The organism is Kitasatospora phosalacinea (assembly GCF_000717185.1).
Lineage (GTDB): Bacteria > Actinomycetota > Actinomycetes > Streptomycetales > Streptomycetaceae > Kitasatospora > Kitasatospora phosalacinea_A.
This window is the reverse complement of sequence record NZ_JNYE01000009.1, coordinates 22,393-45,191: the sequence shown is the minus strand read 5'-3', so window position 1 is coordinate 45,191 and position 22,799 is coordinate 22,393. Positions and strand designations below refer to the sequence as shown.

The 22,799-nt window shown below is 73.2% G+C and carries 16 protein-coding genes; 8 read left to right on the top strand and 8 right to left on the bottom strand.

Going from position 1 to position 22,799, the window contains the following annotated elements:
- Nucleotides 1-29: 29 nt before the first annotated feature.
- From OO57_RS05745 to OO57_RS05730, 4 genes are all read right to left on the bottom strand, one after another.
- The gene (locus OO57_RS05745; protein ID WP_081973476.1) at nt 30-1,526 is read right to left on the bottom strand and encodes a radical SAM protein; all 1,497 of its coding nucleotides are present in this window, start codon (nt 1,524-1,526) and stop codon (nt 30-32) included.
- Nucleotides 1,527-1,618: 92 nt separating this feature from the next.
- Entirely contained in the window at nt 1,619-3,085 is a 1,467-nt protein-coding gene (locus OO57_RS05740; RefSeq protein WP_033251173.1) for a hydrolase, read from the bottom strand.
- Nucleotides 3,086-3,370: 285 nt separating this feature from the next.
- Entirely contained in the window at nt 3,371-5,269 is a 1,899-nt protein-coding gene (locus tag OO57_RS05735; RefSeq protein WP_033251172.1) for an RICIN domain-containing protein, read from the bottom strand.
- A gap of 74 nt (nt 5,270-5,343) precedes the next feature.
- A complete protein-coding gene (locus tag OO57_RS05730; protein WP_033251171.1) occupies nt 5,344-7,263 on the bottom strand; it encodes a discoidin domain-containing protein in 1,920 nt (639 codons plus the stop codon).
- A 161-nt stretch (nt 7,264-7,424) separates the two neighbouring features.
- Between OO57_RS05730 and OO57_RS05725 the strand changes: the two genes are divergently transcribed.
- The 4 genes from OO57_RS05725 (at nt 7,425) to OO57_RS05710 (ending at nt 10,236) form a co-directional block, all read left to right on the top strand.
- On the top strand, nt 7,425-8,450 hold the full coding sequence (locus tag OO57_RS05725; RefSeq protein ID WP_033251170.1) for a LacI family DNA-binding transcriptional regulator: 1,026 nt from the start codon (nt 7,425-7,427) through the stop codon (nt 8,448-8,450).
- A 100-nt stretch (nt 8,451-8,550) separates the two neighbouring features.
- Nucleotides 8,551-8,775, top strand: a complete 225-nt coding sequence (locus tag OO57_RS05720; RefSeq protein ID WP_033251169.1) for a hypothetical protein — start codon at nt 8,551-8,553, stop codon at nt 8,773-8,775.
- 79 nt (nt 8,776-8,854) lie between these two features.
- Nucleotides 8,855-9,370 carry an RNA polymerase sigma factor gene (locus tag OO57_RS05715; RefSeq protein WP_158715026.1) on the top strand — a complete coding sequence of 172 codons (516 nt, stop codon included), beginning with the start codon at nt 8,855-8,857 and terminating at the stop codon, nt 9,368-9,370.
- Nucleotides 9,367-10,236 carry a hypothetical protein gene (locus tag OO57_RS05710; RefSeq protein WP_033251167.1) on the top strand — a complete coding sequence of 290 codons (870 nt, stop codon included), beginning with the start codon at nt 9,367-9,369 and terminating at the stop codon, nt 10,234-10,236. Before OO57_RS05715 ends, OO57_RS05710 begins: the two co-directional genes overlap by 4 nt.
- Nucleotides 10,237-10,298: 62 nt before the next feature.
- Here OO57_RS05710 and OO57_RS05705 read toward each other — a convergent pair whose 3' ends face one another.
- On the bottom strand, nt 10,299-13,148 hold the full coding sequence (locus OO57_RS05705; RefSeq protein ID WP_033251166.1) for a DEAD/DEAH box helicase: 2,850 nt from the start codon (nt 13,146-13,148) through the stop codon (nt 10,299-10,301).
- A 429-nt stretch (nt 13,149-13,577) separates the two neighbouring features.
- Here OO57_RS05705 and OO57_RS05700 point away from each other — a divergent pair, with 429 nt between their 5' ends.
- Together OO57_RS05700 and OO57_RS05695 are read left to right on the top strand one after the other, a co-directional pair.
- The gene (locus OO57_RS05700; protein WP_033251165.1) at nt 13,578-13,952 is read left to right on the top strand and encodes a hypothetical protein; all 375 of its coding nucleotides are present in this window, start codon (nt 13,578-13,580) and stop codon (nt 13,950-13,952) included.
- Between the two features lie 44 nt (nt 13,953-13,996).
- Entirely contained in the window at nt 13,997-14,329 is a 333-nt protein-coding gene (locus OO57_RS05695; protein WP_033251164.1) for an ArsR/SmtB family transcription factor, read from the top strand.
- Between the two features lie 79 nt (nt 14,330-14,408).
- On the opposite strand, the gene OO57_RS47325 is transcribed toward OO57_RS05695, so the two are convergent.
- The 3 genes from OO57_RS47325 to OO57_RS05680 all read right to left on the bottom strand — a co-directional run bounded on the left by OO57_RS47325 (nt 14,409) and on the right by OO57_RS05680 (nt 18,161).
- Nucleotides 14,409-16,184, bottom strand: a complete 1,776-nt coding sequence (locus OO57_RS47325) for a SpoIIE family protein phosphatase (protein WP_418909872.1) — start codon at nt 16,182-16,184, stop codon at nt 14,409-14,411.
- A gap of 231 nt (nt 16,185-16,415) precedes the next feature.
- Nucleotides 16,416-16,826, bottom strand: coding sequence for a hypothetical protein (locus tag OO57_RS05685; protein WP_051776652.1), 411 nt, complete (start codon nt 16,824-16,826; stop codon nt 16,416-16,418).
- Nucleotides 16,827-16,931: 105 nt separating this feature from the next.
- Entirely contained in the window at nt 16,932-18,161 is a 1,230-nt protein-coding gene (locus OO57_RS05680) for an aminotransferase class V-fold PLP-dependent enzyme (protein ID WP_051776650.1), read from the bottom strand.
- 80 nt (nt 18,162-18,241) lie between these two features.
- Between OO57_RS05680 and OO57_RS05675 the strand changes: the two genes are divergently transcribed.
- Both OO57_RS05675 and OO57_RS05670 read left to right on the top strand, forming a co-directional pair.
- Nucleotides 18,242-20,326 (top strand): S9 family peptidase, encoded by a 2,085-nt coding sequence (locus OO57_RS05675; RefSeq protein WP_081973474.1) that lies wholly within the window; start codon nt 18,242-18,244, stop codon nt 20,324-20,326.
- A 165-nt stretch (nt 20,327-20,491) separates the two neighbouring features.
- Nucleotides 20,492-22,747, top strand: coding sequence for an immune inhibitor A domain-containing protein (locus OO57_RS05670; protein ID WP_033251163.1), 2,256 nt, complete (start codon nt 20,492-20,494; stop codon nt 22,745-22,747).
- Nucleotides 22,748-22,799 lie beyond the last annotated feature (52 nt).

The window sequence follows — 22,799 nt, the reverse complement described above, 5'->3', positions numbered from 1 at the left end:
CGTGCTGTCGGACCTCGTGCCGTCGAACCTCACGCCGTCGCCCCTTCCGACGCCGGGCGGGACCCCGCTGGAAGGACCTCCACCGGAAGGGCACCCGCCGGGAGGACCTCGCTGGCCCGGTCCTCCAGGGAGGCGTAGCAGCGGCCGTCGGCCAGGACGTTCCAGCTGCGGGCGACGCCGTGGGTGCGTTCCCAGAGCAGGCTGGGCTCGGTGTAGGCGGCGATCCGCATCGGGCGGCCGTCCCAGCTGCCGTCGAAGACCGGTGCGCCCCAGGGCAGGCGGCCCGTCTCCGGGAAGCCGTGCCGTTCGGCGAAGCCGGTGACCACGGACAGCGAGACCTGGTGGTCGCGGCTCCAGCGGTTGGCGGCGTGGTCGTGGTACAGCGACTCGGTGCTGGTGGAGACGTACAGCTCCTTGAAGCAGACCTCCTCGACGCCGTGGGCGGCGGCCCAGGAGAGGTAGGCGGCGACGCCCTCCTCGTCGGCGACGCCGCCGTGCTGGAGCACGCAGATCAGCCGCAGCCGCAGCCCGGGCCAGCGTTCGCGCCCTTCGCGCCAGGTGTCGGCGACCTCGCCGACCGGGGTGCGCAGCGCCATCAGCCGCTCGCTGGCGTCGTCGTCCTGGTGGTGCCGGGAGACGGCCAGCACGCTCAGCCCGGCGGCGGCCAGCTCGGCCAGGCGGTCGGCCCGGTCGGCGGGGGCGAGCTTGGCGAGGTTGTGCGCGTTGCTGATCAGGACGGTCTTCGGGAAGGCGGCCGCGCAGGCGGCCACCAGCCGCAGCTGCTGCTCGAACGGGAGCAGGGTGGGCTCGCCGCCGCCGGTGATCACGGCCCGTTCGGCGCCCGCCGCGCGGCCGCGCTCCAGCCAGGCGGTGACGGTGTCCCACGGGACGCGGGCGGGCGGCTGGTCGCTGGAGATCGAGGCCGCGGAGAAGCAGAACGAGCACTTGGCCTGGCAGGCGGCGGCCACCGGCAGGACGGAGACCGAGCGCGGCCGCAGGTCGGCGTAGGCCGCCAGGTCGGGGTTGAGCCGCAGCGAGGCGGCCATCGCGTCCTCGACGGTGGTCGGGGTCAGGGTGATCCGCCCGTCCGGCTCCGCCGCGGGCTCGTGGACGGCCGACAGCCGGATGCGGTCCCGGTGCAGCTCCGCGCCGAGGCCGGTGGCCTCGTTGGGGTGCAGCGCGTCGGGGTCGACCTCGGTCTCCAGCACCAGCAGCCGGTCGCCCGGTATCGCCAGCCGTTCCAGCAGCCGTCCGGCCTTGGCGGTCCCGATGCCCAGTTCCGTGCGGGTCAGCAGGTGGAACCTGTCCGGGAAGGTGCTCTCCGGGATGCCCGCCTTGCCGTAGGTGAGCGCGTACTTGTCGAAGCCCCTGGCGAAGTTCGACAGCACGATGACGTGGAAGCGCCCCTCGGAACGCTGCCGCTCGGAGCGCTGCCGCTCGGAACCCTGCCCCTCGGAGCGCTGCTGGTCGGAACCCTGCTGGTCGGAGCGTGGCTGGCCGGAACCCTGCTGGTCGGTGCGGTTCATCGGGCCATCATGCCCCGACCGCGCGGCCGGGGGAACGGGGTTTCCGCCGCGGGCGCCCGGGGCGGCCGCGGCGGAGGGCCCGGGGCGGGGTGTCAGGAGACGTTGACGTTGACGTCGTCGAGGACGAACGAGGTCTGCTTGGTGTAGTCCTCGGTGCCGGTGAACTTCAGCGTGACGGCCCGGCCCGCGTAGGCGGCGAGGTTGAAGGTGCGCTGCTGGTAGCCGGCGGCGGCGTTGGTGTTGTTGTAGCTCGCGAGGGTGGTGCCGTTGGCGGTGACGGTGAGGGTGTCGAAGGCGGTGGTGGTGGAGGCGGCGCTGTCGATGTGCAGCCAGAAGCTGAGGGTGTAGGCGGCGCAGCCGGTCGGGAGGGTGACGGTCTGGGCGAGGGTGTCGGTGGTGGTGGCGCCGTAGCCGTTGAGCCAGGCGTCGTAGCTGCCGCTGTGGGCGGGTTCGCTGCTGCTGGAGTTGACGGTGCTGGTGCCGTTGCTGTTGGTCTCGGTCCAGCCGGAGGTGGAGCCGGTCTCGAAGCCGGGGTTGGTGATCAGCTGGGCGGCGGTGCAGCCGGTGCCGCCGCCCGTTCCGCCGCCGGTGCCGCTGTTCCCCGCGAGCCAGGCGGTGGCGTTGAGGGCGAGGGCGGCGTCGGTGCCGGCCGGGTCGTTCCAGCCGTCGTAGAGGGTGTTGCCGGACTGGCCGGTGCCGTCGTCGATCGGGGAGGAGTCGCCCCAGATCGCGACCCGGCCGCTGCCGAAGGTCGAGGTGGCGAAGAAGGCGCCGGTGTTGCCGCTGTAGCCGGTGCGGTAGAGCAGGCCCTTGACCGACGGGTTGTCGGCGGGCTTGAGGGTGAAGGTGGTGCCGTTGCGGATGATCGAACCGGTGACCTTGCCGAAGGCGCCGTTGAGCACCGGGTCGGTGGTGTCGGTGATCGCGCGCGGGTTCTCGTTGGCGATGTTCAGCAGGTCGACGGAGAAGCCGAACGGGTCGGTGTTGTCGACGCCGTTGCTGGTGAGCAGGTCGTTGATGATCGCCGGGGAGTCCCAGCCGTCGTTGTTGCGGTCGCTGACGTTGTGGTCGGAGACCAGGAACAGGCCGCCGCCGTTCTGGACGAACTTCATCACGGCGGTCTTCTCGGCGCTGCTGAGCCGGACGTTGGGCTCGGGGAGGACGAACTCGTCGAAGTTGGCGAGGTCGAGCGCGCCGCCGGTGCCGTAGGTGATGGTGCTGCCCGCGGGGAGGGTCTTGAGGCTGTAGTTGCCGGTCTTCTGCAGGGCGACGCCCCAGGCGGAGATCGCGCCGGTCCAGGAGGTCTCGGTGCTCGGGTTGGCGTTCTGGGCGAGCGGGTCGGGCTGGCCGGTGGAGATGATCCAGTCCGCGTTCCCGGCGGTCTCGCCCTTGCTGTTGTCGAACAGCACCCGCTTGGGGGTGGTCACAGTGGCGGCGGTGGCGGAGGTGGTGGCGGCGGTGGCGGTGGCGGTGCCGACCGTAGTGGCCGCCGAGGCGGCGAGCAGCAGGCCGGTCGCGGCGAGGGCGGCCGGGAGGACGGCCTTCGAAGCCCTGGTCATCTGTTGATCTCCTCGTACCGTGGAAGGGGGCGGCACAGACGTGCGCTACGCGCGTAGGCGCACCGGCACGGTCCCATGGTGAGGTAAGCGGGGCTTGAACGGAACACGTCGACTCGACGGAGCGTCGGCTGACGCCGGATCAGTCCGCCGGGCCCGACGGAAGATGGGGCGTCCGGCCCGACGGAGGATGGGGCGCCCGCCGCGGCGCTCAGGCGTCGTCCGCGGCGGGCGCCCCGTGGGGCGGGCCGGTCCACCAACCGGCCGCCCCGGTCTCGGGGGGTGCGGTCAGCCGACCGCGGTCAGGCGGAAGGACTGGGCCGAGCCGCCGGTGCAGGCCCACTGCTGGAGGCGGGCGCCGTCGGCGGTGGAGACGTCGGTGACGTCCAGGCACTTGCCGCTGTTGCGGTTGACCAGCGTCCAGCTGCCGTCGGCCCGCTGGACGGGCTTGAACTGCTGGTTGGCGCCGGAGGACCACTGCCAGGTCTGGAGCTTGGCCCCGTCGGCGGTGGCGGCGCCGGTGACGTCCAGCACCTGGGCGGTCGCGGCGGCGTTGCGGTTGGTGACGCGGTAGTAGCCGCCGTCGGTGGGCGCGAACTGCCACTGCTGGTTGGCGCCGGTGCCGCACGCCCACTGCTGGACGGCGGTGCCGTTGGCGGTGCCCCAGCCGGTGGCGTCCACGCACTTGCCGGAGTTGGCGTTGGCCAGGGTGTACCAGGCCGCGGTGTCGATCGTCCCGCCCGTGCCCCCGCCCCCGCCGCCGGTGGGCGTGCCGGGCCAGGTGAAGGTGGCGACCGCCCCGGCCGGGAGGTCGTAGACCAGGGAGCGGCCGCCGTCGCTGATCGAGAAGTGCTGGGAGCCGCCGGTGGCGTTGAGCACCACGGCGCCGCGCGAGCCGTCCGGGTTCAGGAAGGCGACGTCCTGCAGGCCGCCGCTGCCCTGGCTGGTGGAGCCGATCCGGTGGGCGCCCGGCTTGACGAACTTGGAGACGTGGCCGAGCACGTAGTACTCGGCGTTCTTGCTGTACGTGCCGCCGCTGACCTCCAGCACGCCGTTGCAGTTGGTGGAGCAGTTGCCGTACTGCGGGCCGCCGTTGGCGTCCAGCGCGACGTTCCACAGCACCGCGGTGCGGCCGCCGCTGCGCAGGTTGCGGATGACCAGGTTCTCGGTCTGCCACTTCAGCGTGCTGCTGAAGGTCTGCGCCGGGGTCGCCGAGTCGGTGCCGGTGCACTCGGTGAAGAACACCGCCTTCCCGGTGTTCGCGACCTGCTGCTCGGCCTCGGGCTGGCCGCCGTAGCAGTGGAACGCGGCGCCCTTGAGCCGGGCCACCGAGGCGTCCTGGGAGAGCACGCTCAGCGGGAACGCGGTGTCGTCCCAGTTGTGGTCGTACGCGTAGAGGTCGGTGGGCAGGCCCGCCGCGGTCAGCTTGGCGTCCAACACCTTGACGAAGTCCGCCTGTTGGGCAGCCGTCATCCCGGTGGAGGGGTAAGTGGTCTGGAACTTCGGCTCGTTGGCCACCGTCAGGTCGCTGATCGGGGCGCCCGCCGCGCCGTACGCCTGGATCGCCCTGACCAGGTAGTCGGCGAAGTCCCCGTAGTTCTCCGGCTTCAGGCTGCCGCCGTTCAGCGAGCCCGAGGTCTTCATCCAGGCGGGCGGCGACCACGGGGTGCCCATGATCCGGATGTTCGGGTTGACCGCGCGGGCCTGGTTGATCGCGGGCAGGATCTCCTGCTGGTCGCGGGCGATCGAGAACGAGCCCCTGGTGTCCTCGTACGAGTAGAACGGCAGGTGCGAGACGAAGTCGGAGGCGCCGAGCGGCTGGCGCAGGTAGTTGAGGCCGATGCCGCCGCCCGCGGTGGAGAACAGGTCGTTCATCAGGGCGGCCCGGGTGGTCGCGGACAGGCCCGCCACCAGGTGCGCGGAGGACTCGGTGAACGCGGCGCCGAAGCCGACCAGCGGCTGCTGCACGTCGGCCGCGTCGACCGCGATGTCCTGCGCCTGCGGGGAGGTGGCGGAGAACGGGACGGCGGCGGCCTGGGCGAGGCGGCTGCTGCCGTCGGCGGTGGTGATCCAGACCTGTGCGGTGGTGTCGGCGGCCCCGGCGGCCGTGCTGCCGACGGTGGCCAGGCCCGCGGCGGCCAGCGCGAGGGCCACGGCGATCCGGGTGGGGCGGTGCGGTCCGTGCATGGGACTGCTCCTCGTGGGGGGGTGGGGTGTTGGCACTGCGGGGTGCTGCGGGGCGGTGCGCGTACCGGAGGTGGTCAGCGGTAGAGGCGGACGTCCGCGAGGCTCCACCAGCCGGGCGCCGCAGCGGTGTTGGTGATCCGCAGGTAGCGGGCCCGGGTGCTGCGCGGCAGGTCGACGGTGGTCAGCTGGCCAGCGCCGGTGCCGGTGGCGAGCGGGTGCCAGCGGGTGCCGTCCTCGCTGCTCTCGATCCGCCAACTGCGGGCCTGGTCACCGAGGTTGTCGCCGCTGTCGAGGGCGATCCGGTCGAAGGCGGTGCGCCGCCCGAGGTCGATCTGCAGGTACTGGCCGGGGGCCTGGGCCTGCCCGGTGCTCCACCGGGTGGAGGCGTCCGCGTCGATCGCCGACTTGGCGTCCGCGGCGGCCGGTCGGGCGGTGGCGGTGGCGCCGGTGAGCGGCACCTCGCGCCGGTCGGCCTTCGGCGCACCGGACCCGGGCCAGCGGAAGGTGGCGAGCGCCCCGCCGGGCAGGGTGTACTCGAAGCTCTGCCCGCCGACCGCGACGGCGAAGTCGCGCGGCGCGTCGTTCTCGTTGTGCACCACCAGCACGGTCGACCCGTCCGGATCGGTGAACGCGACGTCGGTCAACTGCCCGTTCCAGCCCGGCGTCCCGAAGCTGGTGCTGGCGATCCGGACGGCGCCGGGGCGGACGAACTTCGACAGGTGGCCGATGGTGTAGTACTCGGCGCCGGTGGTCACGCCGCCGTCCCCGTGCACGGTCAGCAGCGCGGTGCAGGTGCCGCAGCCGCCGTTGTGCGGGCCGTCGTGCTCGTTCAGCGCGATGTTCCAGTTGAGCACCGACTTGGCCCAGTTGCGGGTCGCGCCGACGGTCAGGTTGCGGGCGTGCCAGGTCAGCGTCCCGCGGAAGGTCTGCGCGGCGGTGTCGTCCGGCCCGTGCGAGCCCGAGCACTCGGTGAACCAGATGCCCTTGTCCGGGTACGCCTCGTGCAGCGCGCTCTGCGCGGAGGGGTCGCCCGCGTAGCAGTGGTAGGCCGTCCCGGCCAGCCACCGGGCGGCGCCGCTGTCCAGCAGCCGGTAGGGGTAGTCGGTCTCCGGGTCCGCGCCGGGCGGGGTGTTGGCGACGTCGTCCGGGTGGGTGGCCCAGTTGTGGTCGTAGCCGAGGATCCTGGTGCGCGGGCTGGCCTTGCGCAGCAGCGGCCCGAGCGCCTCGATGACCTTCTCCTCCTGCTCGGCGGTCAGGTCGGTGCCCGGGTACGCGTTGGGCTTGCGGTTCTGCGGCTCGTTCTGCACCGTCAGGTAGTCCACCGGGACGCCGGCCGCCGCGTACGCCTGCACGAACTTCACCAGGTAGCGGGCGTACGCGTCGTAGACCGCCGGGTCGTCCTTGAGCCTGCCTTCCAGCAGCGAGTCGCCGGTCTTCATCCAGGCGGGCGGGCTCCACGGGGTCGCCACCACCTTCAACTCCGGGTTGAGGCTCCGGGCCCGGCGCAGCAGCGGCAGCACCTGCTGCTCGTCGTGGGCGATCGAGAAGCGGCTCAGCGCGAAGTCGCTCTGCCCGGCCGGGACGTCGTCGTAGGTGTAGTGCGCGGCGGCGGCCGTGAAGTCGGAGGAGCCGATCGGCTGGCGCACCATGCTGATGCCGATGCCCGCGGCCGGGTCGAAGAGGCGGCGCAGCGCGGCGTCCCGGTCGGCCGGGGGCAGGGCGCTCAGGACGGCGGCGGAGGAGTCGGTGATCGAGGCGCCGAAGCCGTCCATGCGCTGGAAGGCCTGCCCCGGGTCGACGGTGATCGTGGTGCGGGCGGACGCGCCCGGGTGGAAGGCCACCGACGGCCGCTGGTGCAGCAGTTCGGCCCCGTCCGGGGTGGTGACCCAGACCTGGACCTCGGCGGCGGGCCGGTGCGAGGGCGCGGGGGCCGCTCCCGTCAGGGTCAGGGCCAGGGCGGCGGCCGTGGCGGTGCCGAGCGCGCGTCGGTACATCGGTGGTCCTTCCGCTTCCTTCATGAAACAAAATGAAACATTTCTGCAATCCGTGCAGTGCGTTCAGGAAACGGCACCGGCTTTCCCCGTGTCAAGATTCGTGCACCCCTTGCGAGTTGGGAGATGTAAGATCGCTTCCATGAAACGAAACAATGAAACACATGGGTAGGCCGAAGTCCGCGCGGGTCACCGTCCGGGAGATCGCGGCCGCCGCCGGGGTCTCCCCCGCGACCGTCTCCCGCGTCCTGACCGGCCAGGCCGCCGTCTCCGGGCAGACCGAGGCCGCCGTCCGGGAGGCGATGGAACGGCTCGGCGCGCCCGACCCCGGCCCCGCCGCCAAGCGCACCGCCCGGCCCGGCGCCGTCTTCGTCCGCTGCCCCTACCTGCTCACCGACTACTTCGGCACCATCGTCACCGCCGTCGCCGAAGCGCTCGACCGGCACGGCCGGGAGCTGATCCTCAGCGCGGGCAGCTCCGCCCAGCACAACGGGGCGCTCGCCGAACTCCCCCGCCGCCGCGACCTCGCCGGGGCGCTCCTCGTCCTCCCGGTCGAGGACGGTGCGGAGCTCGAACAACTCCGGCGCCAGGACTTCCCGTTCGTCGTCGTCGACCCCCGCACCCCCGTCCCCCGCGACATCGCCGCCGTCTCCGCCTCCCACTTCACCGGCGCCCGCAACCTCACCGCCCACCTCGTCGCCCTCGGCCACCGCCGGATCGGCTTCATCAACGGCCCCGACGACTGGCTCGCCTCCGCCTCCCGCTTCGCCGGCCACACCGCCGCCCTCGCCGAGGCCGGCGTCCTCATCCCCCCGGAACTCGTCACCAGCATCGAACCCACCAGCGACTGGGGCCACACCGCCGCCGGCCGCCTCCTCGACCTCCCCGACCGCCCCACCGCCCTCGTCGCCTTCAACGACAAGGCCGCCATCGGCGCCCTCCGCGCCGCCCACGACCGCAACCTCCGCGTCCCCGCCGACCTCTCCCTCGTCGGCTTCGACGACGACTACCTCAGCCGCACCTCCGTCCCCACCCTCACCACCGTCCGCCAACCCCTGGAAGAACTCGGCGGCCTGGCCGTCAGCCTCCTCCTCCGCCTCCTGGAAGGCACCGCCGTCGAAGCCCTGCACGTCGAACTCGCCACCGAACTCATCGTCCGCGACTCCACGGGGCCGGTGCCGCACCGCTGACCGCGAAATCCCGCCCCCGGCTTCCCGATCATGCTCCCGGACGGCCACAGAGGGACAGGGGGCGGCAGCGGGCCGGCCCCGGGGACGGTCAGGAGGAGCCATGGATCCCGGCGTCACGTTGTTGGCAGCCACGGCGGGCACGCTGGTCACCGGCGTCACGGCGGCCTGGTGCAAGGCGCGCGTGCAGGTGCGGCGCGAACGGGAGCTGTCGCGGCGTCAGCACCTGCGGGAGCTCCCGGCGGGCAGCCGGATCGTCGACCTCGGCGAGCGCGGCGTGCTGATCGAGGTCGGCAACCGGAAGGGCCCCGCGCGTGGACACCGATGACACCGCTTCACGGCGCACGGACGGTCCGGTCACCGGGAAGAGCCACCCCGCCGCCGCGGTGGACGCCAGGATGGGACGCGTGCGCGGTGAGTTCCTGGCCCTCCTGGACGAGGCCCACCCACGGCTGGTCCGACTGCTGATGCTGCGCGGGGTGAACCGCCAGGACGCCGAGGACGCCGTCCAGGAGGCCGTCCTGCAGGCCTGGCACCAAGTCCTGGCCGGGCGGTGGGAGACGATCGGCAACCAGTTCGGCTGGCTGCGCCGGGTCACCTGGAACGTGCACATGCGGCCGCCGGGGCGCAAGCGCGTCCAGCCGCTGACCGTGCCCGTGGCCGAACCCCCCGAGACGCCCTCCCCCGCCCCGGACCACGCCGACCTGACCGCCCAGACCCTGACCGTGCTGAACGCCCTGGCCGCCCTCCCCGAACCGCAGCGGGCCGTCCTCGCCCTCACCCTGGACGAGGCCACCGAGTCCGAGATCGCGGACCTGCTCAAGGTGACCACCCAGAAGGTCCGCGACCTGCGCAAACAGGGCCGGACGGCCCTCCGCCGCGAACTGGCCCGGGACTTGACCGCGAAGGAGGGAACCCGGTGAACGACCACGACGACCCGTCCGATGAGGCCCTCGACGCCCTGCTGCACACCACCGCCGCGGACCTGCTGCGGCACGTGAGGGCGACGACGGACAGCAACGCGCTGCTGACCGCGCTGATGGCCCACGAGGAGGCCGCGTCAACCGGCCCCGACGCATCGACCCTCATCGCGGTCCGGACCCTGACCCGGAACTTCGCCCGCATCCGCGAACTCGCCCAGGCCTACGCGGACACCGCCTTCCCGTTCGACGACAGTGTGGACCACACCCGTCTCCTCGCCTTCGTCGAGGCTGGCGAGCTCGCCCTCCGGCTCGCCCGCGCACTGCGCCGCTACACGGACGAGCCGCCCCGGCCTCGCGGGGACCGCTGCACCGTCTCCGCCACGGACGTCTGGACCGTCGTCGAGGTGCCCCGCCACCCGTCCGCCTCGGACGAGGTGCGCGCCCTGCTCGACCGGGCACGCACCCGCGAGCTGGAGCACCTCCTCGGTCTGGCCCGGAAGATCGCGCCGAACCTCGCGCTGGTCCGCCGGTTCCTCCCCTTCCCGCACGTGGGCCACGAGCTGTACGCGGCCATCGTGCACGGCGTCGACTTCACCGCGGCCATCAGCATCACACGCACCCTCCCCGGGCACAGCTGGTTCACGCTGCGCGCGCTGGCCAGGCGCCAGGTCGACGCCCGCGGGGTCGACCTGTCCTTCCTGGCGGCCGGTGACGTGCCCGTGCTGGCGGACGTCGTCTGGTCGGACGAGACCCGCTGGTCGCCGGAGGCGGAACCGCTGGTGCGGGCGCTCTCCGAGGAGCTGCGGCCCAGCGTCTACCGGATCCGCGGCGGGAGCGAACGGGAGGACGCCGACACCTGCCGGTGACGGACGCGAAGGGGCCCGGCCGCTCCGGGCGAGGGAGTGGCCGGGCCCGTCCGCCGGAGCGGCTAGCCCACCGACGAGTACGCGATGATGCCGCGCCGCATGCCGTCGACCGCCTTGCGGGCGGTCTTGCGGAGGTCGGTGTTGTCGCCCGCGGCGTCCTGGATCTGGCCGAGGACGTCGATGAGCTGCTTCGTCCAGCGGACGAAGTCGCCGGCGGGCATGTCGGCGTCGCGCAGGACGGCGTCGAGGTCGTGGCCGAGGGCCCAGCGGTAGGCGGTCCAGGCGAAGCCGAGGTCGGGTTCGCGCTGGCCGACGCCCTCCGCGGTGGAGATCTTGTGCTGCTCCTCCAGCGCGTCGAGCCTGCCCCAGATCCGGACCATCTTGCCGAGGGCGTCCTTGGCGCCGCCCTCGGGGACGCGCGGGGCGACGGCGTCGTCGGACTGGCGGGCCTCGTAGACCAGGGCCGAGGCGCAGGCGGCGAGTTCGGCGGCGGCGAGGCCGTCCCAGACGCCTTCGCGGATGCACTCGGAGGCGAGCAGGTCGAGTTCGCCGTAGAGCCGGGCCAGGCGCTTGCCGTCGGCGGTGACGGTGTCGCCGCTGAGGTAGCCGAGGTCGGTGAGCAGGCCGCAGACCCGGTCGAAGGTGCGGGCGATGGTGTGGGTGCGGGAGCGCATCCGGCGTTCGAGGAGTTCGGTGTCGCGGTGCAGGCGGTGGTAGCGCTCGGACCAGCGGGCGTGGTCCTCGCGTTCGTCGCAGCCGTGGCAGGGGTGCTGGCGCAGGGCGGTGCGCAGGCGGCTGATCTCGGGGTCGTCGGCGGCGGCCGCGCGGCCCTTGCGGTGGCGCTCGGGTTCGAGGTGGCCGGCCTTGGTGCGCAGGGCGGAGGCGAGGTCGCGGCGGGACTGCGGGCTGCGCGGGTTGAAGGACTTGGGGATGCGCATCCGGTCCACGGCGGCGACGGGGTGCGGGAAGTCGATCATCGCGAGGCGCTTGACCTGGCGCTCGGCGGTGAGCACGACGGGGCGCGGCCCGTCCTGGAAGTCCGGGTGGCGGGGCCCGCCGCGGCCGTGCCCGTTGCGGCTGACCGGCGGCAGGCCGGGGTCGATGACCAGCGCGAGCCCGGCGAACTTGCCGGTCGGGACGTGGATGATGTCGCCCGGCCTGAGCTGCTCGATGGACTCGACGGCGGCGGCCCAGCGCTGGCTGGAGCCCTCGCGGGCGAGCTCGTTCTCGCGGTCCTTGAGCTCGCGGCGCAGCCGCATGTACTCGTCGAAGTCGCCGAGGTGGCAGGTCATCGACTCGCGGTAGCCGTCCAGGCCCTCCTCGTTGCGCTGCACCTGCCGGGCGATGCCGACGACCGAGCGGTCGGCCTGGAACTGCGCGAAGGAGGTCTCCAGCAGTTCGCGGGAGCGGTGCCGCCCGAACTGGCCGACCAGGTTGACGGCCATGTTGTACGAGGGGCGGAAGGAGGACTTGAGCGGGTAGGTGCGGGTGCCGGCCAGGCCGGCCAGCGCCTCCGGGTCGAGCCCGCGCTGCCACAGGACGACGGCGTGGCCCTCGACGTCGATGCCGCGGCGGCCGGCCCGGCCGGTGAGCTGGGTGTACTCGCCGGGGGTGATGTCGGCGTGGGTCTCGCCGTTCCACTTGACGAGCTTCTCCATGACCACCGAGCGGGCGGGCATGTTGATGCCGAGGGCGAGCGTCTCGGTGGCGAAGACGGCCTTGACCAGGCCCTGGACGAACAGCTCCTCGACGACCTCCTTGAACCGGGGCAGCATGCCGGCGTGGTGGGCGGCGATGCCGCGCTCCAGGCCGTCCAGCCACTCGTAGTAGCCGAGGACGTGCAGGTCCTCGTCGGGGATGTCGCGGCAGCGCTCCTCGACGAACTGGCGGACCTTGAAGCGGTCGGCGTCCCGGTTCAGGCGCAGGCCGGAGTTGAGGCACTGCTGGACGGCGGCCTCGCAGCCGGCCCGGCTGAAGATGAAGGTGATGGCGGGGAGCAGGCCCTCGGCGTCGAGCCGGTCGATGACGTCGACCCGGCCGGGCGTCCAGACCCGGCCGGGGCGGCCGGCGGGCATCGAGCGGCCGCGGCCGCGGGCGAACCGGTCGCGGCCGCGGTCGGACTCGGAGCGGGCGAGGCGGACGAGTTCGGGGTTGACGGCCTTGGCGGGGTTCTTCAGGCTGCCCTTGGGGCGGCCGTCCCGGTCGGGGCTGGCGAACAGGTCGTACATCCGGTTGCCGGCCATCACGTGCTGCCAGAGCGGGACGGGGCGGTGCTCGGAGACGATCACCTCGGTGCCGCCGCGGACGGTGTCCAGCCAGTCGCCGAACTCCTCGGCGTTGGAGACGGTCGCGGAGAGCGACACCAGGGTCACCGACTCGGGGAGGTGGATGATGACCTCCTCCCAGACGGCGCCGCGGAACCGGTCGGCGAGGTAGTGCACCTCGTCCATCACCACGTAGCCGAGGCCGTCGAGGGCGCTGGAGCCCGCGTACAGCATGTTCCGCAGGACCTCGGTGGTCATCACGACGACCGGCGCGTCCCCGTTGACGGAGTTGTCGCCGGTGAGCAGGCCGACCTTGGCCTGGCCGTAGCGCTTGACCAGGTCCCCGTACTTCTGGTTGGACAGCGCCTTGATCGGCGTGGTGTAGAAGCACTTGCGGCCGCCGGCCAGCGCCAGGTGGACGGCGAACTCGCCGACGATGGTCTTGCCGGAGCCGGTCGGCGCGGCGACCAGGACGCCCTTGCCGTCCTCCAGCGTCCGGCAGGCGCGGACCTGGAAGTCGTCGAGCGGGAAGTCGTACAGCTGCTGGAAGCCGTGGAAGGCGGTGGCCTGCTCCTTGGCGCGCTCGCGGGCGGCGGCGTAGCGCTCGGCGGGGCTGAGCTGCTCTTCGGGCGTGGGGCTGGTAGGCACTGGCGTCACCTGTTCTTCCCGTGAGTGTGGCCGGACGAGAACGCAGACGGCGACGCCTGCGGCTGCGGGGCCGTGGCCGGGGGCGGCGACGGGGCGCAGCGGGTGCGTGGGGTGTGGTGATCGAGCATCTCAGCCTGAGATTACCCGTCTGGAGTGACATCAACATCAGACTTTTCCCGCAGTTCCGCAGGTGGCATGCCCGGGTCAGGAGGGGCGGCCCGGCTGCCTTCCCGCTCGGTGCCCGCAGGAATCGCGTATCCGTGAACTGCTCACATCCTGAGTTGCAAATGTCTTCATGTGGTCAGCAAACCGACGTCGAACGATCGCTTTCGGATCAGAAGCAGAAGATTCCGATCAACACTCGGCCGCAGTGCGATCCCGTTCCTACAGTCGTCCCGAACCGATCACAGCCACGACAGGAGACAGGCGATGGCGAACCTCGAAACCTCGCTCAAGGAAGCCATGACCATCGAAGGAGCCATCGGGGTCGCCCTGGTGGACTACGGCAGCGGCATGGCGCTCGGCACCCTCGGGGACGGCGGCGAGATCGACCTGAACGTCGCCGCGGCCGCCAACACGGACCTCGTCCGTGCCAAGATGCGGGCGATGGAAATGCTCAACCTCCACGACGACGGCATCGAGGACATCCTGGTCACCCTGACCGGTCAGTACCACCTGATCCGGCCGCTCACCACGTCCAGCGGGCGCGGCCTGTTCCTGTACCTCGCGCTCAACCGCACCCGGTCCAACCTGGCCATGGCCCGGCACCAGCTGAAGCGGATCGAGTCGACGCTGGAGGTCTGAGCGCGGGACGGCGGCCCGCGCGCCGCCGGAAGAGGGGAGGAAGCATGCCCGTACCGCTGTACCAGGCCAAGGCCGAGTTCTTCCGGATGCTCGGCCACCCGGTGCGAATCCGGGTCCTCGAACTGCTCCAGGCCGGACCGACGCCGGTGCGCGACCTGCTGCCCGAGTTCGACATCGAACCGTCGAGCCTCTCCCAGCAGCTCGCCATCCTGCGCCGCTCCGGCCTGGTGACCGCGACCCGCGAGGGGTCGACGGTGGTGTACGCCCTGGCGGGCGCGGACGTCGCCGAGCTGCTCCGGACGGCCCGGCGCATCCTCACCGAGCTGCTCGCCGACCAGGGCATGCTGCTGGAGGAGCTCCGCGCCGCCCACCAGTGACCCGGGCGGCCCGCCGGGGCCCCGGGGCAGCCCGTCAGTGCCCCGGGCCCCGCGCCAACGGGCCCCGTCGACGGCCCCGTCAGGGCAGCTTCTGCTCGGCCCAGATGACCTTGCCGTCCTCGGTGTACCTGGTACCCCAGCGCTGGGCGATCTGCCCGACCAGGAACAGTCCGCGCCCGCCCTCGTCGGTGGCGGCGGCGAGCCGGACCCGGGGCGAGGTGCTGCTGGCGTCCGCGACCTGGCAGATCAGGGTCCGCCCGTACAGCAGCCGCACCGCGACCGGGGCGGCCCCGTAGCGGATGGCGTTGGTGACCAGTTCGCTGAGGATCAGCTCGGTGCCGGTCTCCAGTTCCTCCAGGCCCCAGCGGCGCAGCTGGGCGGTGGCCGCGGCGCGGACGGCGGCGACGGCCGAGGGGTCGGTCGGGACGCTCCACTCGGCGGTCCGGTCCGCGGGCACCGCCCGGGTGCGGGCGACGAGCAGGGCGACGTCGTCGGCCGAGTCGGTGGGGAGCATCGCGTCCAGGACGTTCCGGCAGGTCTGCTCGGGGGTGCGCCCGGGGTGGGCGAGGGCCGCGCGCAGCCGGTCCAGGCCGACGTCGATGTCCTCGGTGCGGGACTCCACCAGCCCGTCGGTGTAGAGGACCAGCCGGCTCCCCTCGGGGATGTCGAGTTCCACGGTGGTGAACGGCAGTCCGCGCAGGCCGAGCGGCGGGCCGGTGGGGGTGTCGGGGATGTCGACCGTGCCGTCGGGGCGGACCAGGACGAGCGGGAGGTGTCCGGCGCGGGCGAGCTGGCAGCGGCGGGTGACCGGGTCGTAGATCGCGTACAGGCAGGTCGCGCCGATGATCGCGCCCTCGCGGCCGCCGGCCGTCTCCTCCTCGTCGATCTGGGCGACCACCTCGTCGAGGTGGGTGAGGAGTTCGTCGGGCGGCAGGTCGAGCATCGCGAAGTTCCGCACGGCGGTGCGCAGTCGGCCCATGGTGGCGGCGGCGTGCAGGCCGTGGCCGACCACGTCGCCGACGACCAGGGCGACCCGGGCGCCGGAGAGCGGGATGACGTCGTACCAGTCGCCGCCGACCCCGGCGTGCGCGGGCAGGTAGCGGTGGGCGGCCTCGACGGCCTCGTGCTCGGGGAGGTCGCGGGGCAGCAGGCTGCGCTGGAGGGTGACGGCGAGCGGGTGGCCGCCGCTGATGGCGGCGGCGAGCTGTTCCTGGCTGGTGTACCGGGCTTCGAACAGGCCGTTGTTGCGGCCCAGGCGGAGGACGGCGATCCGGTCGGCGACGGCCTGGACGTCGTCCAGGTTGTGGCTGACCACGATCACGGCGCGGCCCTCGTCTCGCAGCCGGCGGATCAGGCCGAGCACCCGGACGGTCTGCTCCACGGTGAGCGCGGTGGCGGGCTCGTCGAGGACGATCAGGTCGGGCTCGGTGAGCACGGCCCGGGCGATGGAGACCGACTGCCGCTGGTCCATGGTGAACGTCCCCACCGGGGTCCGGACGCTGGGGAGGCTGATGGCGAGGCGTTCCAGCAGTGCACAGGAACGTTTCTCCATCTCGACCTCGCGGAGCACCCCGAACCGGCGCAGCTCCCGGCCGAGGTACAGGTTGGCCACGGTGTCCAGCCGGTCGACGAGCGACTGGTCCTGGTAGACGGTGGCGATGCCGAGCCGCTGGGCGTCGGCGGGCCGGCGCAGGACGACCGGGCGGCCCTGCCACTCGGCGCGCCCCGCGTCCGCCGGGGCGGCCGCGGAGACGACCTTGACCAGGGTGCTCTTGCCCGCCCCGCTGTCGCCGACCAGGCCGAGGACCTGGCCGCGCTCCACCTGGAGGTCGACCGAGTCGAGGGCCCTGACCACGCCGTAGTGCTTGGTGATCCCGCGCAGGGACAGCAGCGGCACCCGGGGCACTGGCCCACCTCCACATCCTTCGCGGCCCGCCGGTGCGGACCGGCCCGCCGCCCCCGCCCGGACGCCGGTCCGGGGGCGCCCGCGGCACGGGCTCCCCACCCTGGCACCGGCGGCCCGGACGGCACCGGCGGGACACGCTCGGGCAACCCGTTCAGCGGTACGCCGCCGCGGGGCCGGCGGTCAGCCGCAGTGCTCCCAGCCGGACGCCCACTGGGTGCCCTCCACGAAGCCGCCCCACGAGATGCAGGTGCCCGCGGCGCTGAGCTTGACCGGGCCGGCGTAGTACTTGTAGTAGCCGCCGTCGGAGGCCTCGTGGTAGTCGCTCTGCCGCTCGATGTGCACCCGCAGGTCGTACGTCCTGGTGCCGTTCGGGCTCCGCACCCAGGTGACGGCGCAGTTGCTCGACCCGTTGTAGAACAGGTAGATGTCGGCCACCGTGCCCATGGCGTGGTGGTCGATCTGGTAGTAGCCGCTGCCGCAGGCCCCGCTGGGCGTGGTGGCCGCCTCGGCCGGAGCGGCCGCCAGGACCGTCCCTCCGGTCATGCCCAGGAGGCCGAGCGCGAGGGCCGTGAACCGCTGTGAGGTGCGCATGAATACCCGTTCCGTGCAGGGTTGTTCGATTCGGGCCCCGGCACGATAGCAGCGCTCTTGATCATCTGACTACCGGTCAGTACGACCGCTCGGGGCATGGCTCCGTTACCGGGTGACCAACCGGGCCAGGCCGTCGGCCAGCCGCAGGTACTCCTCGGGGCGGTTGTAGAGCTGGGCGCTGATCCGGAGGACGCCGCCGCCCTGCCAGGGGCGGACCGCGATCCGGGTGTCCAGGGTGCGGCGGACGGCGACCATCAGGGCCTTCGCGGCGTGCTCCTGCTCGGCGACGCCGGGGGGCAGCCGGACGGCGCGCATGCCCAGGCCGGGGAGTTCCGGCAGGGCCCGCAGTCCGGCCCGCTCGACCAGCAGGCGCTGGCCGTGGGCGGCCAACCCGTCGTTGTGGGCGCGCAGTTGCTCGGCGCCGATCCGGTTCAGCAGGGCGAATCCGGCGGGGGCGGCCAGCCAGGGGGTGTAGTCGAAGGTGCCGCGCCACTCGACCCGCCGGGGGAAGCCGCGGTCGTGCTCCCAGGAGAACACCAGCGGGCGCACCCGGGGCCGCCAGGGCCGGTCGACGGCGAGGACGGCGGCGGCGCGCGGGGCGAAGGCCCACTTGTGCAGGTTGCCGACCCAGAAGTCGGCACCGCCCGCCGCGCCGCCGAGGTCGACCGGGAGGGCACCGGGGGCGTGGGCGGCGTCGACGACGGTGACGACGCCGCGGGAGCGCAGTGCGGCGAGCAGCGCGGGGGTGGCGACGGCGCGGGCGGTGGGCGAGGTGACCAGGTCGAGGACGGCGACCTTGGTGCGCGGGGTGACGGCGGCCAGGACGCGTTCGGCGACGGCCTCCCCGTCGGGGGCGTGCGGGGAGATCCGCACGCAGCGCACCACGGCCCCGGCCTCGGTGGCGCGGCGTTCGGCGGCGCGGGTGACCACGCCGTAGCCGTGGTCGGTGACCAGGACCTGGTCGCGTTCGCCGAGCGGGACGGAGTCGAGGGCGATCGCGACGCCCTCGGTGACGTTGGTGATCAGGGCGAGCCGGGAGGGGTCGCCGCCGAGGGCGGCGGCGACCTCGGCGCGGGCGCGGCCGATCCGGTCGGGGGCCTCCAGGAAGAAGCCGTCGGGGTCGCGCTCCATCTCGGCGCGCAGCCTGGCCTGGTGGCGCTGGACCGGGACGGGGACGGCGCCGTAGGAGCCGTGGTTGAGGTGGGCGGTGCCCGGGTCGAGGGTGAACAGGGTGCTGCTGCCGCGCAGCGGGGCGGGCCGGTCGGCACCGTCGGCGCCGTCGGTGCGGGCGTCCGGGCGGGCCGGGGCCGGGCGCGGGTTCCCCGGAGTGCTCATCTCCACCATCCAAATGTTGTGTGACATTTCACACTGCATACTTCTAGCCGAACGAGGCCCGGCACGGCAACCATCGGCGGGTGACTCACACCGACCCCTACCTCGCGCTGAGCGCCGCCACCGGCCGTTTCAGCTACGGCTCCCCCCGCGCGGTCACCCTCGCCGCCGACGCGAGCCGCGCCCTGTTCCTGCGCTCGACCGGCTCCACCGACCCGGTCGAGCGCCTCTGGCTGTACGACCTGGCCACCGGCCGGGAGCACCTGGTGGCCGACCCCGCGGCGATCGCCCCGGAGCGCACCGGCGCCGCCTCGGCGCTGCCGCCGCTGGAGCGCAGGCTGCGCGAGCGGATCCGGCTGTGGGCGCCCGGCATCGGCTCCTTCGCCGCCACCGGCGACCTCGCGCAGGCCGTCTTCGCCCTGGACGGCCGGGTCTTCCGGTGCGACACCGCGACCGGCACCAGCACCGAACTCCCGGTCGTGGCACCGGCGTTCGACCCCCGCCCGAACGCCGACGGCTCGGTGGTGGCGTACGTCGCCGACGGGGCGCTGCACCTGACCCCGGGCGGCCGGGTCAGCCCGGCGGACGGCGCGCTGTGGGGCGTGGCCGAGTTCGCCGCCCAGGAGGAGCTGGGCCGGCTGCGCGGCCACTGGTGGGCGCCGGACGGCACCGCCCTGCTGGCCGCCCGGGTCGACGAGTCCGCCCTGCCGCTGCGGCACTTCGCCGACCCGGCGCACCCGGAGCTGGCCCCCGAGTCCTTCGCCTACCCGCAGGCCGGCGGCCCGAACGCGGACGTCCAGCTGTGGGTGCTGCGCCCGGGCGGCGCGGCGACCCAACTGCGGTGGGACACCGACGGGTTCCCGTACGTGACGGCCGCGGGCTGGGAGGGCGACGGCGAGATCCTGCTGACCGTCGCGGACCGGCTGCAGCAGAACGTGCTGCTGCTGACCGCCGACCCGGCCACCGGCGCGACGCGCGAACTCTCCCGCACCGAGGACGAGTTCTGGGTCGACCCACTGCCCGGCACCCCGCTGCGGCTGGCCGACGGCCGGGTGCTGACCTCCTCGGACACCCCGGCGGCCCGCGGCGTCGCGCTGGACGGCAAGATCCTCACCGACGAGCGCCTCCAGGTGCGCCGGGTGGTCGGCCCCTGGCGGGACGGCCGGCTGCTGATCGAGGCGGGCGACGGCGATCCGGCCGACCAGCACGTCTTCCTGCTCGACCCGCACACCGGCGCGCTGGAGAAGCTGACCGGGGGCGCGGGCGTGCACGCGGTGGCCGCGCACGCCGAGGACGTGCTGCTGCTCACCTCGGCCACCCTGGACGGCATCCGCCGCGAGCTGCGAACTCCCGCGGGCAGCACGGACTTCCCCGATCTGGCGGCCGAACTCCCCTACCGCCCGCAGCCGTTGCTGGCCCGGGTGACCGAACTCGGCCTGCCCACGGCAGTGCTGTACCCGCAGGGGCACCGGAGCGGCCGCAAGCTGCCGGTGCTGCTGGACGTGTACGGCGGCCCGGGCTTCCAGGTGATCGCCAACGAGCCGCGCCGCTGGCAGCTCAAGCAGTGGTGGGCCGACCAGGGCTTCGCCGTGGTGACGGTGGACAACCGGGGCACCCCGTTCGTCTCGCCGGACTTCACCCGGGCGATCTTCCGCCGCTTCTCGCAGGTCGCGCTCGACGACCAGGTGGCCGCCCTCCGGGCGCTCGGCGCCGACCACCCGGACCTGGACCTGCAGCGGGTCGGCGTGCGCGGCTGGTCGTACGGCGGCTACTTCGCCGCGCTCGCGGTGCTGCGCCGCCCGGACGTGTTCCACGCGGCCAGCGCGGGCGCCCCGCCGACCGACTTCCGGCTGTACGACACCGCGTACACCGAGCGGTACCTCGGCCTGCCGCAGGACAACCCGGAGGGGTACGCGGCGGACTGCCTGCTCGACGACGCGCCGGGGCTGAGCCGTCCGCTGTTGCTGGTCCACGGCCTGGCGGACGACAACGTGCACCCCGCGCACACCCTGCTGCTGTCCGAGGCGCTGACCCGGGCCGGGCGGCCGCACGACCTGCTGGCGCTGCCGGGGGTGAGCCACATGGCGCCGGACGGGGTGCTGGAGCGGATCGCCGTCCAGGAACTCGCCTTCCTGCGCCGGGAACTGGGCGCCACCCCTTCCATGTAGCAGATGACATGTGAAATATTACCGGCCATCCATCCCCGTCCACCCTCCCGAGGAGCAGGTCACTTGCGCAGACTTCCCACAGCCCTCATGGCTGCGCTGACCACCGGTGCGATAGCACTGACCACCACCCCCGCCTTCGGCTAACCCGCCAAGCCCGCCGTCGAGTTGACGGCCCAGCAGGGCGCGGACGGCCAGGAGGCGCCGCCCTCCCCGGTACCGCCGCAGGAGAAGGCCCGGCAGGCCCTCAAGGCCCAGGCCCTGGAGCAGGTCAACCAGGGCAGGGTCGCCAAGGACGGCAAGAGCGCTCCGGCCAGGGTGAAGATCGGCAACGACTACGTCCAGCTGGCCCGGCAGCGCACCGACAAGGTGTTCGTGATCCTGGCCCAGTTCGGCGACCAGGTCGACGACACCACCCGGTACAACGGCCAGGCCCGCTACGGCGGCACCCCCGGCCCGAAGCACAACGCGATCCCCAAGCCGGGCAAGGACGACACGCACACCTACTGGGAGAGCGACTTCGGTCGCGACTACTACCAGAGGATGTTCTTCGACGACACGCCCGGCGCGAACTCGATGCGCAACTTCTACCGCACCCAGTCCTCGGGCCGCTACGACCTCCAGGGCACCGTCTCCGACTGGGTGACCGTGCCGTGGAACGAGGCCCGCTACGGCTCCAACAAGGGCCCGCAGGGCGGCGGCGCCTGGACGCAGGCCCAGGAGTTCGTCCGGGACGCCACCGAGGCCTGGTACGACGGCGAGATCGCCGGGGGCCGCACCCCGGCCGACGTCCGGGCGGAACTCGCGCAGTACGACACCGAGGACCGCTACGACCACGACAAGGACGGGAACTTCGACGAGCCGGACGGCTACCTCGACAACGTGGTCGTGGTGCACGCGGGCGTCGACGAGACCTGGGGCGGCGGCGCCCAGGGCGGCGACGCCCTGTGGGCGCACCGCAGCTGGGCCTTCCCCGACCCGACCGGGCGGACCGGCCCGGAGGGGAACCGGATCGGCGGCGTGCCGGTCGGCGACTCCGGCTTCTACGCCTACGACTACGTGCAGGCGGGCGAGAACAGCGGCGTGGGCCTGTTCGCCCACGAGTTCGGCCACAACCTCGGCCTGCCCGACCTGTACCCGACCAGCGGCGGCGACAACTCCGTCAGCTTCTGGTCGCTGATGTCCTCGGCCTCATACCTGGGCAGGGGCCGGAACACCACCGGCGCGTACCCGGGCGACCTGGACGCCTGGAGCAAGCTGCAGATGGGCTGGCTCGACTACGACGAGGCCCGGGCGGCCACCCGCTCCAGCCACACCCTGGGCGTCAGCGGCTACCGCACCGACCAGGCGCAGGCCGTCCTGGTGCACCTGCCGCCGAGCACCACCACCACCGCGCTGGCCGCCCCGTACGAGGGCGGCCGGCAGTGGTGGAGCGACACCGGCGACAACATGGACGCCTCGCTCTCGCGCACCGTCGACCTGACCGGCGCCACCTCCTCGGCCGCGCTGGACGCGGCCGCCTGGTACGACGTCGAGCAGGACTACGACTTCCTCTCGGTGGAGGCCTCGGCCGACGGCGGGAGGACCTGGACGCCGCTGCACGGCACCGTCGACGGGCAGCCGATCGGCGACACCACCGCCCTGACCCCCGGCCTGAGCGGCACCTCGGGCGCCTGGCGGCAGCTGCACGTCCCGCTCGACGCCTACCTCGGCACGAGCGTGCAGGTGCGCTTCCACGTCACCTCCGACTCCAACACCCACGGCAAGGGCGTGCTGGTCGACGCGGTCCGGCTGACCGCGGACGGCGCGGCGCTGCTGGCGGACGGCGCGGAGGACGGCGGCGCGGACGGCTGGGCGCAGGTCGGCTTCTCGGTGATCCGGGGCGCGGACGCGGTCAAGGAGCACCCGCGGGCGTACCTGGTGGAGAACCGCCGCTACGCCGGGTACGGCGCCTTCCTGAAGACCGGCCCGTACAACTTCGGGTACGCGGGCGTCGCCGGGAAGGCGAACGTGATCGACACCTACCCGTACCAGGAGGGCGTGCTGGTGTGGCTGTGGGACACCGCCTACGGCGACAACAACACGGCCGACCACCCGGGCGGCGGCCTGATCCTGCCGGTGGACGCGCACCCGGAGGCGCTGCGGTTCGCGGACGGCTCGGTCACCAACGGGCGCTCGCAGCCGTACGACGCGGCCTTCTCGCTGAAGCCGACCACCTCGTTCACGCTGCACAAGGCGGGCGTGGCCACCGTGGTGCCGTCGGAGCCCGCGGTGCCGGTGTTCGACGACCGCAGCGGGGTGTACGGCGACCCGGCGATCCCGCAGCTCGGGGTGAAGGTGCCGGACACCGGCACCCGGATCGAGGTCGTCCGGGAGACCCGGGGCGGCAGGCTCACCACGATCGAGGTGGGTCCGGCCTCCTGACCCGGGCGTGATCTACTGAACCCGGTGGTCGGCGGCTTGTAAAGCATTCTTT